Source organism: Rhizobium grahamii CCGE 502 (genome assembly GCF_000298315.2).
GTDB lineage: Bacteria > Pseudomonadota > Alphaproteobacteria > Rhizobiales > Rhizobiaceae > Rhizobium > Rhizobium grahamii.
Map to the genome: position 1 here is coordinate 511,236 of NZ_AEYE02000029.1, position 15,957 is coordinate 527,192.

Consider the following 15,957-nt stretch of genomic DNA (forward strand, 5'->3'; position numbering starts at 1 on the left):
TGTCCGGTGATGAGCGAAGTGACGCAGCGAGTCAAGGCGTTTCACGTGAAACCGTTCCGGGCGACACCGATTCGGATGTTTCACGTGAATCATTTTCCGATACAGAACTCTCCGAAGATCAGGTCAAGCAAGTTCTCGACGTCGACACGTCCCGTCACGCGTCCCAGCGCATCACCGGCCGCTCTCAAATCTTCCGCCCGCAGATCCAACCCTCGCGTGGGGCTTAGCAAGGCCGTCTCCATAGCCACGAGTGATTTCGCCAGCGAATCCTTGTGACGCGCACGGCTCGGGATAGCCATTGACTGCGGATGCACTTTGGCTCTCAGACGCTCGACAATCACGGCGCGCAGCCTTCCCAGGCCGGTCCCGTCCGCCGCCGAGATGACGAGGTCATACTCATTCATACTCTTCCGAGGCAAGTCACTTTTGGCACCGACCAGCAACGCACCCTCGGGGTAAATGTTCGTTGCGGCATCCACCGACATGTCCTCGAGAAAGATCAAGAGGTCGGCTTCGGAGATCGCTTTCTCGGCCCTTCGGATACCCTCGCGTTCAACCGTCTCCGCTGCGTCACGAAGGCCTGCCGTGTCGTAAAGTTTGACCAGGTAGCCGTCCATGTTCAGATCAACGTGCAGGACGTCTCTTGTCGTCCCGGCGATATCTGTGACAATCGCAACGTCACGCTTAGCCAGGGCGTTCATCAGGCTGGACTTACCGGCGTTCGGACTGCCGGCGATAACAACCTTGAAACCGTCACGGATAATCTCGCCAGCCTCGAGCTGTAGAAGATGCTCGCGCATCTCTGTGATGAGGTTCTCTACGTCAGCCCATACTTGATCTGATACGGAACCCGGCACATCCTCCTCGTCCGGAAAATCAAGCTCTGCTTCGATTAGGGCGCGAGCGCGCGTCAGCCGATGCGCCCATCCGTTGTAGACCGATGAAAGGCCGCCGGAGCTCTGCTCAACAGCCAGCCGCCGCTGCATCTCCGTTTCGGCTGCAATCAAATCTGCCAGACCTTCGACTTCGACTAAATCCAGCTTGCCGTTTTCGAAGGCGCGCCGCGAAAATTCTCCTGGCGCCGCTGGTCGCAAATTCTCGAATTCAGCAAGTTCCCGATGCAAAGCATCAACCACGGCGCGGCCGCCATGGAGATGTATCTCTGCGACGCTTTCGCCCGTGAAGGAATATGGCGCCGGGAAATATAAGACGAGCCCGGTGTCGATCACCAGACCATTACGAGTCCGAATCGACCTCAGCGCTGCTTGTCTAGCTGGGGGTGGCGCGCCGATCAGTGAGGCCAGAACTGCAGGGACCTCAGCGCCGCTGATTCGAACCACCGCGAGACCCGCGGGTACCGCACCGCTCGACAGCGCGAATATTGTGTCCATGTTGGGCAGCATTTTCCTTCTCCAGTGCAAGGCTGAAGATAACAGCTGTACAAAAAGAAAAACCGGCCACGCTGTGACCGGCTTACCTTGGTGAGTCCGGCTAAGGATTAGGTGTTCATGGAGTCGAAGAAGTCTGGATTATTCTTCGTTTGCTTCAGTTTGTCGATTAAGAATTCGATTGCGTCCGTGGTGCCCATCGGCGCAAGGATACGCCGCAGTACAAAGATCTTCTGCAGGTCCTGACGCGGCACCAACAAGTCTTCCTTACGTGTCCCGGACTTCAGGATATCCATCGCCGGGAAGATGCGCTTGTCGGCGACCTTGCGGTCAAGGACGATTTCAGAGTTACCGGTGCCCTTGAATTCCTCGAAGATAACTTCGTCCATGCGGCTACCGGTATCGATGAGAGCTGTGGCGATGATCGTGAGCGATCCGCCCTCTTCAATATTGCGCGCGGCACCGAAGAAGCGCTTCGGGCGCTGCAGCGCGTTAGCGTCGACACCACCTGTGAGGACCTTGCCGGAAGAGGGTACGACAGTGTTATAGGCGCGACCGAGGCGTGTGATCGAATCAAGCAGAATAACAACGTCGCGGCCATGCTCAACGAGACGCTTGGCCTTTTCGATGACCATCTCGGCCACCTGGACGTGCCGCACGGCCGGTTCGTCAAAGGTTGAGGAAATGACTTCCCCGCGAACGGAGCGTTGCATGTCCGTCACTTCCTCGGGACGCTCGTCGATGAGGAGAACGATGAGATAGCACTCGGGATGATTCGCTGTAATTGAGTGAGCGATATTCTGGAGAAGGACGGTCTTACCGGTGCGCGGCGGCGCGACGATCAGTCCACGCTGGCCCTTGCCCAGCGGCGCAACAAGGTCAATGACGCGCGGAGAAAGATCCTTGGAAGTGGGAACCTCCAGCTCCATCTTGAAACGTTCGTTGGGGTAAAGCGGTGTCAGGTTATCGAAATGCACCTTGTGACGAATCTTTTCGGGATCGTCGAAATTGATCGTATTGACCTTCAAGAGCGCGAAATAGCGCTCGCCTTCCTTCGGTCCACGGATCGGGCCTTCAACGGTGTCGCCAGTCTTCAGCGAGAAGCGGCGAATTTGAGAGGGCGAGATATAGATATCGTCGGGACCCGGGAGATAGTTGGCGTTGGCGGACCGCAGGAAGCCGAAACCATCCTGCAGGACCTCAACAACGCCTTCGCCGATAATCTCCACATCCTGGCTGGCAAGCACCTTCAGGATCGCAAACATCAGCTCCTGCTTGCGCATCGTGCTTGCATTTTCGACCTCGAGCGATTCGGCAAACGCCAGCAGATCCGTCGGGGACTTACTCTTAAGTTCTTGAAGCTTCATTTCAGCCATGAAGTGACCATTACTCTTAAATTCTGGGGGGAAGGCGATGTCGAGGCTGTAACCGGTCCTGCGAAGAGATCGCAGACGATCAAACTTTACATACATGCCACAAGGATGAGGTGGAGGGAAAATAGCGAGTAAGGTTCACCGCCGCAAGGGGGCTGCTTAAAATCAAGCAAATTTAACCGACAGCGACTCTTTAGAATGGTTTGACGACGACGAGGATGACAATCCCGATCATCAATAGGGTCGGCGCCTCGTTCATGAAACGCCAATAGCGTGCAGACCGGCGGTTTTCATCACGTTCAAACGCCTTGACGGCGCGTGAGAAGAAGACGTGTACGGCTGTCAGAAGTACGACGAGACCGATCTTCGCATGCAACCATCCTCCCTGGAAGCCGTAGACCGACCAGGCAAGATAGAGGCCAAGAATCCACGTCAGCATCATTGCCGGGTTCATGATCACCTTCAGCAGACGGCGCTCCATGACCTTGAAGGTTTCCGACTGCGTCGAACCCGGCTCGGCATCGGTATGATAGATGAAGAGGCGCGGCATGTAGAAAAGGCCAGCCATCCACGAAATCACCGCTATGATATGAAGCGCCTTGATCCAAAGGTAGAGATCATCCGGATTCCAGAGAAATAGCCCCACAGCCAGAAGTACAAAGAACAGGATCGCAAAATGCGCCCGGCGACGTGCGTAGGCGCCAGGTTTCTCATCGGACTGCTTCTCCATGGGCTATCGTCTCCAACCGCGGACATGCTCCACGAGCAGCTGGACATTTTGAGGGTCCGCCTGGGGGGTAATCCCATGACCGAGATTGAAGATCAGCGGGCCGTTGCCGAGCTTATCGAGGATATCGTTGATACCGTCCATCAGAGCTCTGCCACCGGCCACCACGCGCATTGGATCGAGGTTACCCTGAACCGCACCGTCTTTCTGCAGATCTACAGCGAAATCCAGTGGCACCGACCAGTCGAGAGCGATCGCATCCGCCTTCGTCCGCTGTCGATAGCTCTTCAGCAGGAAGCCGGCGCCCTTGGCGAAGGCAATAACCCGGGCATTCGGCCGTCGTGCTTTGATGGAGGCGATCATCCGGGCGACCGGCTTCACCGCGAATGCCTCGAATTCCCGCTCACCGAGAACACCGGCCCAGGAATCGAAGATCTGCACAGCATCAGCCCCGGCATCGATCTGCGCGACGAGATAGTCGGCTGAAACTTCCGCCAAAACAGCAAGCAGGTGTTCGAAAGCTTTCGGATGCTTGTAGGCGAAGAGCCGGGCGGGGGCCTGATCGGGCGTGCCGTGACCGGCAATCATATAAGTCGCCACCGTCCACGGAGCGCCACAGAAGCCGAGCAAAGCCGTCTCGGCAGGCAGCTCATTTCGAAGACGCTCAACCGTTTCGAGAACCGGTTTGAGGTAGTCGACGACGTGGTCGAACTCCAGTCGGTCGATTCCGGTTTCATCGATCGGATCCATCTGCGGTCCATGCCCTTCCGTGAAGCGAACGTTGCGCTTCATCGCATCCGGAATCACGAGAATGTCGGAAAAGAGGATGGCTGCATCAAAACCATAGCGACGAATGGGTTGGAGCGTTACCTCAACGGCATGGTCAGGCGTATAACAAAGGTCCAGGAAACTTCCTGCCTTCGCGCGCGTTTCCCTATACTCGGGAAGATATCGCCCCGCCTGTCTCATCAGCCAGATTGGAGGAGGGCTGAGTGTCTCGCCGTCCAAGACCCTCATGATTTTCCGGCGGCTGTCTCCCACGCTTCTCTTCCTTATAAAAAATCAAAGATAATTTAAAAGGTTTCTATTTCTTAGAGTCTGTTTCTATCAAGGATTAAAATCCATCCACGACCGGAACGTTTTGTCGCGCTGCCACCGTGCCAAAAGGAGGAAACGGAGAACCGCCACAGGCAAATCGTGGATAGATCTAAATATGAGAATATTTACAATCGGATAGAGAACTACAAGTTCAGGCGGAACTGTGGAAAAGGTATCGACTTCCGTCGAACGGTCACCAATTATCCACAGAACCAACAAGCGACTTTTTTGAGCTTCCGCGAAATTCGATTTGTGGAAAAGGTGGCATGTTTTCCCTTGCCTTATCCCCGCCGCGTCTCTTAGCTCTCGGCTGTCCAGTCTTTTCAACAGGTAGCCGAAAATAACGTGGAGAACCGCCCAAACTTCTTCCATCTGCATCTGATTTCTGACTCGACCGGCGAAACACTGATTTCTGCCGGCCGCGCGGCTTCGGCGCAATTCAAAGCCGCGCAGCCGATCGAGCACGTCTACCCGTTAGTCCGCAATCGTAAGCAGCTTCTGCAGGTGCTGCAGTCGATCGATAGCCAGCCTGGGATCGTTCTTTATACGATTGTCGACCGCGAACTCGCGACCTTCATCGATCAACGCTGCACGGAGATGGGTGTTGCGTCCGTCAACGTACTCGAACCCGTTATGAATGCCTTCCAGATCTATCTTGGTGCGCCCTCGCGAAGACGCGTCGGTGCACAACACGTTATGAATGCCGGCTACTTTGCCCGCATCGAAGCGCTGAACTTTACGATGGATCACGATGATGGTCAGATGCCTGACGACTATAATGACGCCGATGTCGTCATTATTGGCATCAGTCGAACGTCGAAAACTCCGACGAGCATCTACCTCGCCAATCGCGGCATCAAGACGGCGAACATCCCGATTGTCCACGGCGTGCCGCTTCCGGAACGGCTGCTGACCGCGACCAAACCTCTGATTGTCTGCCTGATTGCTACGACCGATCGGATATCGCAGGTTCGCGAGAACCGTATCTTGGGCGCAACCCCTGGCTTCGACCGCGGGCAATACACGGACCGGGCTGCCATCTCAGAGGAACTGAAGTACGCGCGGTCACTCTGCGCCAGGCATAATTGGCCCCTCATTGACGTGACGCGGCGTTCCATCGAAGAGACAGCCGCAGCGATTGTTGCGCTCCGTCCGAAGCTCCGCTAAGCGCTGTCACATCACCCTGTTCGAGGCTCCATGGTACCCAAGCTCATTCTCGCATCTTCCAGCCCGTTCCGCCGCATGCTGATGCAAAATGCCGGGCTCGCCTTCGACGCACATGCAGCCCAGATTGACGAGCGCGCGGTTGAAGCGCCTCTCGAACGAGCAGGTGCTACGCCGGATACTGTGGCGCTCGTCCTGGCGAAGGCGAAGGCGAAGGAAGTCAGCGACCGGTTTCCGGCGTGCTTCGTCATCGGCTCTGATCAGACGATGTCGCTTGGACCGCAGACTTTCCACAAGCCAAAGGACATGGCGGACGCTGTGAACCACCTTCGCGTCCTCTCGGGCAAGACACATCGGCTGAACAGCGCGATCGCGATTGCTTACGGCGGCGACATCGTCTGGGAGCATGTCTCGCACGCGGACCTGACGATGCGACTGCTAACGACCGATTTCATCGCGCGGCATTTGAACCGCGTGGGGGAGCGCGCACTCGGCAGCGTCGGTGCCTATCAACTCGAAGGGGAGGGGCTTCAATTGTTTTCGAGAATCGATGGAGACTATTTTACAATCTTGGGGTTGCCGATGTTGCCACTGTTAGAGAAGCTCAGAGAATTGGGTGCCATCGATGCATGATTCACGTGAAACATTCGAGCCAAAGGCCTTCGTCACAGGCTTTCCCATCAAGCATTCCAGGTCCCCTCTCATCCATGGCTACTGGCTGAAGACCCTTGGATTACCAGGTTCATACTGCGCGCACGAGGTTGCGCCTGACGATTTTGCAGCCTTTGTAGATTCTCTGAAGAACGGCGAATCCGGCTTCGTAGGCGGCAATGCCACCATCCCGCATAAGGAAATGGCGTTCAGACTTGCCGACGATCCCGATGAACTTTCCGAAGAATTGGGCGCATCCAATACGCTTTGGATGGACAACGGGCGGCTAAAGGCGACGAACACGGATGGACGCGGCTTTACGGCCAATCTGGATGAACGACATTCCGGTTGGGATGGGGCCGAGAAGGCGGTGGTCCTCGGCGCAGGAGGGGCAAGCCGAGCCATCATCCAGGCCCTGCGCGATCGAGGCGTCAAGGAAATTCATCTGGTCAACAGAACGGTCGAGCGCGCCAAGGAATTGGCGGATCGGTTTGGACCCAAAATACATGCTCATTCGATGGCTGCGCTACCTGAAGTCATGAGCGGCGCGGGTCTTTTCGTCAACACGACGTCTCTGGGTATGGATGGCGAAGGGGCGCCTTGGATTGATTTTTCGCCGTTACTCTCGGATGCCGTTGTGACGGATATCGTCTACGTGCCCCTGATGACACCCTTCCTGGTGCAAGCGCAACAGCAAGGCTTCGCTGTTGTCGACGGGCTCGGCATGCTGCTGCATCAAGCCGTGCCCGGATTTGAGAAATGGTTCGGGCATCGCCCGGCGGTCGACGAGAAGCTGCGTGCGATTCTCATTGAGGACATGGACAGGCATTGATGTTGCGGATTGGACTGACCGGCTCGATTGGAATGGGCAAATCAACCATGGCAAAGCTCTTCGCTGAAGCAGGAGTGCCCGTGAATGATTCCGATGCCGTCGTCCATGACCTTTACGCTGGCGAGGCAGCGCCGCTTGTAGATGCGGCCTTTCCCGGCACGATGAAGGACGGCGCCGTTGATCGGCAGGAGCTCGGCCGTCAGCTGGCCGGAGGTCCTGACGGCTTCAGGCGCCTCGAAGCCATCGTCCATCCGCTTGTGAGAAAGCGGGAGGTAGAGTTCGTCGAACGTGAGCGGCAACGCGGCTCGCGAATGGTGTTGCTCGATATCCCGCTGTTGTTCGAAACAGGAGCTGAAAGCAGAGTCGATGTCGTCGTGGTCGTCAGCTGTGATCCACAGATACAGCGAGACCGCGTACTTGCGCGGCCGGGAATGACAGTGGAAAAATTCAATATGATTCTTGCGCGCCAGACACCGGATGCGGAAAAGCGAGCAAGAGCCGATTATGTGATCGATACCGGGCATAGCATCGAAACGGCCAGAACACGGGTCGCCGAGATTATCTCGGACCTGAAGCGGCGGCTCGCTAGCGGGGACTTCCTGAATGCGTGAAATCATCTTCGATACGGAAACCACGGGCCTCGATAACCGTGTAGACCGCATTATCGAGATCGGCGGCATCGAGCTTTTCAATCATTTTCCGACCGGCAATACGATCCATATTTACATCAATCCGGGCGATCAGAAAGTACACCCGGACGCGCTTGCCGTTCACGGCATCACCGATGAGTTCCTCAAGGACAAGCCCTCGTTCGCAGATGTTGCGCAGCAAATTATCGATTTCTTTGGCGACGCGAAATGGATCGCGCATAACGCCACGTTCGATATGGGCTTTATAAACGCTGAGCTCGCAAGGCTCGATCTGCCGCCGATTCTGCCTGACCGCGTGCTCGACACACTGTCGATGGCGCGCCGCAAGCATCCGATGGGACCCAACTCGCTCGATGCGCTTTGCCGCCGCTATGGCATAGATAATGCGCATCGAACGAAGCACGGCGCGCTTCTCGACTCCGAACTTCTGGCCGATGTTTACATCGAGATGATTGGTGGCCGTCAGGCCGCCCTTGGCCTCGGAACCGCCGCAAACAATTCGGCAGGTCAGGAAATAGCGGTCGAGGAAATCATCATCGGGACGCTCGAACGACCGCGACCGCTTGCGCCGCGTCTCAGCGAAGCCGAGCAGCAAGCCCATGACGCGCTCATTGCCAAACTCGGCGCCAAGGGTGTCTGGGGAAAATACGATCTAGCAAACTAAAAATGCCCGGGGCGACCCGGGCATTTGATTTTGTTCCAGCGTGCTATACGCGAACTGTTAGTTCGTGGTTGCCTGGACCTTGGCACGGGCCTGCTCTTCGGCAACCCGCTGCGCAAACATCTGAGAGAAATCGATCGGATCGATCATCAGTGGCGGGAAGCCGCCATTACGCGTGACGTCGGCAATGATCTGACGTGCGAACGGGAAGAGCATGCGGGGGCACTCGATGAAGAGGACCGGCAGCATGTGCTCCTGCGGGAAACCGGCAATCCGGAAGACGCCGCCATAGACGAGTTCAGTGTGGAACACCGTCTTGTCGCCATCCTTGGCTTCGGCGTTCAGGGACAGAACGACGTCGAAATCCGTATCGGAAAGCGGATTGGCGTTGACGTTGACATTGATGTTGATGGCCGGAGCCTTGTCACGCGCCTGCAGCGAACGCGGAGCACCCGGATTTTCGAAGGAGAGATCCTTGGTGTACTGGGCAAGGATGGTAAGGCTCGGGCTCGTTGCACCGTTATTGCTGTTTTCGTCGGCCATTGGCTTTTCCTCGAGGGCATTGGATGGTGCCGCTCTATCATTTCGGGCATGGCCTTACAACCCTGAGCCAGCTTGCCGCCTCGACCGTCTCCTACTTGCCCAGATGCTTTCCCGACCAGGGAGAGTTGCCGTCCGGCTCGCGCCGAAAGTCATCGTCGGCCAGGTCCACGATCTTCGAGTCCTTGGAGCGGCCAGAGGAGCTGAAGCCGCCCGTCGGGCCTACGACGACGAAACGGCGGCTGACATACCGCCAAGCGAGATTGCGCACAGCTGGAATGAAGATCAGCAACGCCACGATGTCGGTGATGAAGCCAGGGACCATCAGCAACAATGCGGCAATCACGAACATGGCCGGACGAAGCAGTTCTCGCCCCGGCAACATGCCGTTTCGCCCCTCCGCGGACATGCGGCGCAGGATTCCGACGCCCTGACGCCTGAGCAGGGCCATGCCGACCATGAAGCTTAGAATGACCAGCGCCAGCGTCGGCCAAAGTCCAATCACCCTTCCGACGAGCACGAAACCGGCAATCTCAGCGAGCGGCAGCAGCAGCAGAAAACCAGGCAGGATCTTCAAGGGCATCGTTTTATTCCGGCCTAAGCCGGACTCCATTGGAGGGTCGCGTTGCAGACCCCATTTGAATCATCTGTATAGGCGGACTATATGGGAGTACAAATCAGGGATGTTAACAGCGGCTGCGGCGGGATATGGGTTCAAACGACTTCATCACATTGTTTTTTCTCGTAGCGGCGGTGCTGATTTTTCTGCAACTGCGCAGCGTTCTCGGTCGCCGTACGGGAAATGAGAAGCCCCCGCGTGATCTTTACACGCCGCGCGACGCCGTTGCGCCCGACTCGCCGGATGCTGGAAAGGTAGTAACACTGCCGCGTCGCGATGCGTCGGCCGAAGAAGACGATCGCTTTGCCGCAATCGACGCCTTTGCTCCAGCCGGCACGTCGCTGAACGAATCGCTTCGGGAAATCAACAAGGCAGATGCTTCGTTCAATCCAAAGGAATTCGTGAACGGCGCCCGAATGGCCTATGAAATGATTGTAATGGCGTTTGCCGACGGCGATCGCAAGGCTCTGAAAAACCTCCTATCGCGCGAGGTTTATGACGGCTTTGATGCCGCCATTTCAGACCGTGAATCCAAGGGCGAGAAGGTGAAGTCGACCTTCGTCGGTATCGATAAGGCTGAGATCACCAGCGCCGAAATCAAAGGCACGGAGGTGCAGATTACGCTTCGCCTCGTCAGCCAGCTGATCTCAGCCACCTATGACAAAGCTGACAAGCTCATTGATGGCGATGCGGAGAATGTCGCGGAGGTGAACGATCTCTGGACTTTTGCACGCGACACCCGTTCGCGGGATCCCAACTGGAAACTCGTGGCCACCGAATCGGAAGCATGAGTGAGGAAACCCCGGGCTTCGCCCTGCAAGCAATAAGCTTTGATGATCTGGAAGGCTGGAAGGATGATGATCCCTCCGGCCTTTTTGAAGTCATGGAGGCATGTCGCCGGCAGATCAGCGAGGTCAAGGCGTACCGGACAGGCTCGCTCGGGTTGACTGCACAGGATCTTTTGCCGCTGTTCGAGGCGGCGCGGAGCGCGCGGATTTCATCGGCTGCCGATGCCCGGGCTTTCTTCCAATCCAACTGTCGACCCTTCCGAATTTGCCGGATGGATGGCAGCCCGGGTTTTGTGACTGCCTTCTATGAGCCTGAGGTTTTGGTTTCGGCGGTACCGGACGAAAACTATCGCTTTCCCTTCTATCGGCGCCCCGACGACCTGATCGATCTTGATGAGGGTAATCGTCCGGCCGCTCTGCCTGATAGCTACGCGTTCGGCAGGCTGACAGACGGCAAAATCGACGCCTATCCGGATCGTCGCGAAATTGACGAGGGTTTCCTGGCTGGCCGAGGATTGGAGATTGCCTGGGCAGAGTCGAAGGTTGATGTCTTCTTTGTACATGTGCAAGGTGCAGCACGCCTGCGATACCCCGACGGCGCCATCGGCCGGATTACCTATGCCGCGAAGGCCGGACATCCGTTCTCGGCGATTGGCAAATTGTTGATCGAGCGGGGAGAAATCGAACGCTCGGAAATTTCGATGCAGGCCATTCGGCGATGGCTGGCTTCACACCCCGGTCAGGTTGATGAAATTCTCTGGCATAATCGTTCCTATATTTTCTTCCGGGAAGTTCCGGCGGCGGATTTGAACGCCGGCCCCATTGCGGCGGCAAAAGTGCCGTTGATTGCCGGTCGTTCGCTGGCCGTTGACCGGCTCATTCACACATTTGGCTTCCCATTCTTTATTCGTTCAGAGAACCTGATCCACCTGGACGGGGGGCGACCGTTCGCGCGGCTGATGCTGGCGCTCGATACCGGGTCGGCCATCGTCGGCCCGGCGCGAGGTGATATCTTCACCGGATCCGGCGACCAAGCGGGGGAGCTTGCAGGAACAGTGCGTCACGATGCCGACTTCTTTATCCTGCTTCCGAACGCTGCAGCGGAGAGGTTCGCCTGATGGCACGCGACCGAAAGCTCAGTACGGATGAAAGGATACTCTGGGGCAAGGTAGCACGTAGTACGCGGCCTATGCCCGGCAAGCAGGACGACTTGACTGAGCTAGACGCTTTTCTGACAGCCGAGGCTGAAAGCGGGAGGGCAGCGAGCCCGAAATCATCGTCTGAAAGCTTGGTCGCAGCTATGCCGCCGGCTCCGAAATCGCGATCCGGTCTCCATCACCCACTCGAAAGACCGGTCAAGCGTAAGATCGCCAAGGGGCGGCTGCCGCTCGAAGCCCGTATCGACCTACATGGGCTGGTTCAAAGCGAAGCTCACATCTTGCTTCTCGAATTTCTGATAAGAGCCCACGAGCGGGGGATGAGACATGTTCTCGTCATTACCGGCAAGGGCAGTTCGCTTGGCAGCGAAGGCGCACTGAAGCGTGCTGTCCCGATGTGGTTTTCGAAGCCCGAGTTTCGCTATTTCATCTCATCCTATGAAACGGCAGCCCAACATCACGGGGGTGAGGGCGCGCTCTATATCAGGCTGTCGCGCCGCCATGGAGAAAGATCGTGACGCCGTTCGGCGAGGCGATCCGCAAGCTGCGCGAGCGCAAGGGTGTCTCGCAGAAGCAGATGGCAGCCGCCCTCAATGTCTCTCCGGCCTATCTCTCCGCACTCGAGCACGGGAAGCGCGGCTTGCCGAGCTTCGATCTGCTCCAGCGGATCGCCGGTTACTTCAACATCATCTGGGATGAAGCAGAGGAACTTTTCCTTTTGGCCCGTTCTTCCGACCCCCGCGTGGTGGTCGATACGTCGGGTTTGTCAGCTGAACATACCGCATTTGCGAACCTTCTGGCCGCCCGTATTCGCGATCTCGATCAAACGACGCTTGGCGAACTGACAAGCATTCTCGAAAACGGCGGAAAAGCGGACGGAAAACGGTCATAATCCCCTGATTTATGGCCAGTTTGAGCCTGCTGGCATTGGGAACTTCGATCAAAAACCCTATATTCTGGCATGTAAAAGGCAGGTGATTCGCAAGTCTCATTTTAGCCCCGACAACAGGGAAATTCTCGAAAAGTATGACCGATATACCCACGACGGAAAACGGCGTTAGCACCGAATATGGCGCAGACTCGATCAAGGTTCTGAAGGGCCTTGATGCAGTGCGCAAGCGCCCGGGTATGTATATCGGTGATACCGATGACGGCTCTGGCCTTCATCACATGGTTTATGAGGTCGTCGACAACGCTATCGACGAAGCTCTCGCCGGCCACGCCGATATCGTGACCGTGACGCTCAATCCGGATGGTTCGGTTACCGTTACGGACAACGGTCGCGGCATCCCGACGGACATTCATACCGGCGAAGGCGTGTCGGCTGCTGAAGTCATCATGACGCAGCTGCATGCGGGCGGTAAGTTCGACCAGAACTCCTACAAGGTTTCCGGCGGTCTGCACGGCGTCGGCGTTTCCGTCGTTAACGCGCTTTCTGTTTGGCTGAGGCTGAAGATCCGCCGTCAGGGCAAGATCCATGAAATGAGCTTCACGCATGGCGTGGCCGACGCACCATTGAAGGTGATCGGAGACGCTGGTGATGAAACGGGTACGGAAGTCAGCTTCATGCCGAGTACCGAAACCTTTACGATGACCGAATTCGATTACGGCACGCTGGAGCATCGTCTGCGCGAGCTCGCGTTCCTGAACTCAGGTGTCCGCATCCTGCTCAGCGACAAGCGCCATTCGGATATCAAGCAGGAAGAGATGATCTACGACGGCGGCCTGGAAGCCTTCGTCTCTTATCTCGACCGCGCCAAGAAGCCGCTTGTCGACAAGCCGGTGGCGATCCGCGGGGAGAAGGACGGAATTACCGTCGAAGTCGCGATGTGGTGGAACGACAGCTACCACGAGAACGTCCTTTGCTTCACCAACAACATTCCGCAGCGCGACGGCGGCACGCACATGGCCGGCTTCCGCGCCGCACTGACCCGCCAGATCACCTCCTACGCCGATACGTCGGGTATCACAAAGAAGGAAAAGGTGACGCTGACTGGTGACGATTGCCGCGAAGGCCTGACGGCCGTTCTTTCAGTAAAGGTGCCGGATCCGAAGTTTTCGTCGCAAACCAAAGACAAGCTGGTTTCCTCGGAAGTTCGCCCCGTTGTCGAGAACCTCGTCAGTGAAGCGCTGAGCACGTGGCTCGAAGAGCATCCGTCGGAAGCCAAGGTTCTGGTCGGCAAGGTGGTCGAAGCCGCCGCGGCGCGCGAAGCTGCCCGCAAGGCGCGCGAACTCACCCGTCGCAAGGGTGCCCTCGACATTGCCTCTCTGCCCGGCAAGCTCGCCGATTGTTCCGAGCGTGATCCCGCCAAGTCCGAAGTCTTCCTCGTCGAGGGCGACTCGGCAGGTGGTTCAGCCAAGCAGGGGCGTTCGCGCGAAAACCAGGCTATCCTGCCGCTGCGCGGCAAGATCCTCAACGTCGAGCGTGCTCGCTTCGACAAGATGCTGTCCAGCCAGGAAATCGGTACGCTGATTACCGCGCTTGGCACCGGCATCGGCAAGGACGAGTTCAACGCCGAAAAGCTGCGCTACCACAAGATCATCATCATGACGGATGCTGACGTCGACGGCGCCCACATTCGTACTCTGCTTCTGACTTTCTTCTTCCGTCAGATGCCTGAGCTGATCGAGCGTGGTCACCTCTATATCGCTCAGCCGCCGCTCTATAAGGTCTCGCGCGGCAAATCGATCCAGTACCTGAAGAACGAGAAGGCCCTTGAGGATTATCTTATTGCCCAGGGCCTGGAAGATGCTGCCTTGAAGCTTGGCAGCGGCGAAGTGCGCGTAGGGCAGGACGTTGGTGAGGTGATCGGCGACGCATTGCGGCTTCGCGCGCTGCTTGACAACTTGCATTCGCGCTACAATCGCGCTGTCGTCGAACAGGCGGCGATCGCCGGCGCTCTGAATGCCGAAGCGGTCAGCGACCGCGGGAGAGCAGAACAGCTGGCTGGCGAAGTTGCCAGTAGGCTCGATCTGATTGCGGAAGACACCGAGCGGGGTTGGGAAGGGGGCGTGACCAGCGAAGGCGGCCTCAAGCTCGAGCGCATGGTGCGTGGCGTAAAGGAAGTCGTCGTCCTTGACATGGCCTTGATCGGCTCGCAGGACGCAAGGCTTATCGATCAGCTGTCGGCTCGACTGAAGGAAATCTATCAGACGCCTCCATCGCTCTCCCGGCGCGACGGCAACATGGAAATTTCCGGCCCCCGAGCACTTCTGGACGCGATTTTCGCAAGCGGTCGCAAGGGGTTGACGATGCAGCGTTACAAGGGTCTCGGCGAAATGAATGCCGAACAGCTCTGGGAAACGACGTTGGATCCGAACGTTCGTTCACTGCTCCAGGTCAAAGTTGCCGACGCTACGGATGCCGATGGTCTCTTCGCTCGCTTGATGGGTGATGAAGTCGAGCCGCGCAGGGAGTTCATTCAGGACAACGCATTGAGCGTTGCAAACCTCGATATCTAGGATATCGAAACTGGAAATTTGTATGCAAAGCCCCACGCTTCGACGTGGGGCTTTTTTTATCAGGACTAATTCGCGATAAACTTGCCGCGGAAGGCGACTTCGGAAAGGGGCTTGCGCAGGCTCGGAACTTCTCGCTCCTGATTTCGCTCTGAGAGCACGCTCTTATCGGCAAGACGCCCAAGCGCTACACCTGCCTCGACGCGGTAGCTGTCGGGAATGGAAAACGCCTTGTGGATTTCCTCGTGCTTGATGCCGCCCATGCCGTGGGCATAGAAGCCCGAAAGCCGGGCTTGTAGCGCGAGATAGCCCCAGGCGGTGCCGGCGTCGAACGAGTGCGTGTAGCTCTTCCTTCCTTCGGAAAAGTCGCCGTTGAAACTCCTCGAAACAACGTAGATCAGCGCCGAAGCGTTTTTCGCCCACTCCTGGTTCGATTCGACCAAAAGGTCGACGAACTTGCTCCAATCCTCGGAGCCATTGAGCGCATAGACGAAACGCCAGGGTTGTTGATTGGCGGACGACGGTGCCCAATGCGCTGCGTCGAGAATCGTCAAAAGATCCGATTCATCGATCACTTCTCCGGTAAAGGCGCGAGGTGACCAGCGGTCGAGGAACAGCGGGTCGATCGGATGTTGGGATTCACGGCTATTGGTCTTTGTCATGGTTCTTCCGAGTGTGGTTTCTCAATATTCCAGTGGACGTGGAACTCTTCGCGGCGAACGGTTGTCGGCATTTGCAGTGGCGATTGTCGACCTTAAAACACACATATCAAGCTCCTTGTAACTTGTCTTAGGCTTCCTGGAAGGCGCTTGGCAAGCGAGCTTCACTTGCGGAGGACGATGATGTCCCA

The 15,957-nt window shown here is 57.1% G+C and carries 17 protein-coding genes; 10 read left to right on the plus strand and 7 right to left on the minus strand.

The window, feature by feature from the left end; genetic code table 11:
* Positions 1-89: 89 nt before the first annotated feature.
* From mnmE to hemE, 4 genes are all read right to left on the minus strand, one after another.
* Complete coding sequence (gene mnmE / locus RGCCGE502_RS24260) at positions 90-1,403, minus strand: tRNA uridine-5-carboxymethylaminomethyl(34) synthesis GTPase MnmE (protein ID WP_016556847.1); 1,314 nt, start codon at positions 1,401-1,403, stop codon at positions 90-92.
* A gap of 95 nt (positions 1,404-1,498) precedes the next feature.
* Positions 1,499-2,764, minus strand: coding sequence for a transcription termination factor Rho (gene rho, locus RGCCGE502_RS24265; RefSeq protein ID WP_019280556.1), 1,266 nt, complete (start codon positions 2,762-2,764; stop codon positions 1,499-1,501).
* Positions 2,765-2,954: 190 nt separating this feature from the next.
* On the minus strand, positions 2,955-3,491 hold the full coding sequence (hemJ, locus tag RGCCGE502_RS24270; RefSeq protein WP_016556849.1) for a protoporphyrinogen oxidase HemJ: 537 nt from the start codon (positions 3,489-3,491) through the stop codon (positions 2,955-2,957).
* 3 nt (positions 3,492-3,494) lie between these two features.
* A complete protein-coding gene (gene hemE, locus RGCCGE502_RS24275) occupies positions 3,495-4,529 on the minus strand; it encodes a uroporphyrinogen decarboxylase (protein WP_176705726.1) in 1,035 nt (344 codons plus the stop codon).
* A 402-nt stretch (positions 4,530-4,931) separates the two neighbouring features.
* Here hemE and RGCCGE502_RS24280 point away from each other — a divergent pair, with 402 nt between their 5' ends.
* From RGCCGE502_RS24280 to dnaQ, 5 genes are read left to right on the plus strand one after another with little or no spacing between them, the layout of a single operon-like run.
* Positions 4,932-5,753 (plus strand): pyruvate, water dikinase regulatory protein, encoded by an 822-nt coding sequence (locus RGCCGE502_RS24280; RefSeq protein ID WP_016556851.1) that lies wholly within the window; start codon positions 4,932-4,934, stop codon positions 5,751-5,753.
* 30 nt (positions 5,754-5,783) lie between these two features.
* Positions 5,784-6,383: a Maf-like protein gene (locus RGCCGE502_RS24285; protein ID WP_016556852.1), complete on the plus strand. Its 600-nt coding sequence runs from the start codon at positions 5,784-5,786 to the stop codon at positions 6,381-6,383.
* Positions 6,376-7,233 carry a shikimate dehydrogenase gene (locus RGCCGE502_RS24290; RefSeq protein ID WP_016556853.1) on the plus strand — a complete coding sequence of 286 codons (858 nt, stop codon included), beginning with the start codon at positions 6,376-6,378 and terminating at the stop codon, positions 7,231-7,233. Before RGCCGE502_RS24285 ends, RGCCGE502_RS24290 begins: the two co-directional genes overlap by 8 nt.
* Complete coding sequence (gene coaE / locus RGCCGE502_RS24295; RefSeq protein WP_016556854.1) at positions 7,233-7,844, plus strand: dephospho-CoA kinase; 612 nt, start codon at positions 7,233-7,235, stop codon at positions 7,842-7,844. The genes RGCCGE502_RS24290 and coaE overlap by 1 nt, the downstream gene beginning before the upstream one ends.
* On the plus strand, positions 7,837-8,547 hold the full coding sequence (gene dnaQ, locus RGCCGE502_RS24300) for a DNA polymerase III subunit epsilon (RefSeq protein WP_016556855.1): 711 nt from the start codon (positions 7,837-7,839) through the stop codon (positions 8,545-8,547). Before coaE ends, dnaQ begins: the two co-directional genes overlap by 8 nt.
* A gap of 57 nt (positions 8,548-8,604) precedes the next feature.
* Here the strand turns inward: dnaQ and secB are convergent, their stop codons facing one another.
* Positions 8,605-9,087 carry a protein-export chaperone SecB gene (gene secB / locus RGCCGE502_RS24305; RefSeq protein WP_016556856.1) on the minus strand — a complete coding sequence of 161 codons (483 nt, stop codon included), beginning with the start codon at positions 9,085-9,087 and terminating at the stop codon, positions 8,605-8,607.
* Between the two features lie 91 nt (positions 9,088-9,178).
* Positions 9,179-9,667 carry an FxsA family protein gene (locus RGCCGE502_RS24310; RefSeq protein WP_016556857.1) on the minus strand — a complete coding sequence of 163 codons (489 nt, stop codon included), beginning with the start codon at positions 9,665-9,667 and terminating at the stop codon, positions 9,179-9,181.
* 125 nt (positions 9,668-9,792) lie between these two features.
* Here RGCCGE502_RS24310 and RGCCGE502_RS24315 point away from each other — a divergent pair, with 125 nt between their 5' ends.
* From RGCCGE502_RS24315 to gyrB, 5 genes are all read left to right on the plus strand, one after another.
* Positions 9,793-10,494, plus strand: a complete 702-nt coding sequence (locus tag RGCCGE502_RS24315) for a Tim44/TimA family putative adaptor protein (RefSeq protein ID WP_016556858.1) — start codon at positions 9,793-9,795, stop codon at positions 10,492-10,494.
* Positions 10,491-11,609, plus strand: coding sequence for a murein transglycosylase A (gene mltA / locus RGCCGE502_RS24320; RefSeq protein ID WP_016556859.1), 1,119 nt, complete (start codon positions 10,491-10,493; stop codon positions 11,607-11,609). The genes RGCCGE502_RS24315 and mltA overlap by 4 nt, the downstream gene beginning before the upstream one ends.
* The gene (locus tag RGCCGE502_RS24325) at positions 11,609-12,166 is read left to right on the plus strand and encodes a Smr/MutS family protein (protein ID WP_016556860.1); all 558 of its coding nucleotides are present in this window, start codon (positions 11,609-11,611) and stop codon (positions 12,164-12,166) included. The genes mltA and RGCCGE502_RS24325 overlap by 1 nt, the downstream gene beginning before the upstream one ends.
* Positions 12,163-12,540, plus strand: a complete 378-nt coding sequence (locus tag RGCCGE502_RS24330) for a helix-turn-helix domain-containing protein (protein WP_016556861.1) — start codon at positions 12,163-12,165, stop codon at positions 12,538-12,540. The genes RGCCGE502_RS24325 and RGCCGE502_RS24330 overlap by 4 nt, the downstream gene beginning before the upstream one ends.
* Positions 12,541-12,674: 134 nt before the next feature.
* Positions 12,675-15,110: a DNA topoisomerase (ATP-hydrolyzing) subunit B gene (gene gyrB, locus RGCCGE502_RS24335; RefSeq protein WP_016556862.1), complete on the plus strand. Its 2,436-nt coding sequence runs from the start codon at positions 12,675-12,677 to the stop codon at positions 15,108-15,110.
* 65 nt (positions 15,111-15,175) lie between these two features.
* Here gyrB and RGCCGE502_RS24340 read toward each other — a convergent pair whose 3' ends face one another.
* Positions 15,176-15,769, minus strand: a complete 594-nt coding sequence (locus RGCCGE502_RS24340; RefSeq protein WP_016556863.1) for a nitroreductase family protein — start codon at positions 15,767-15,769, stop codon at positions 15,176-15,178.
* Positions 15,770-15,957: the final 188 nt, after the last annotated feature.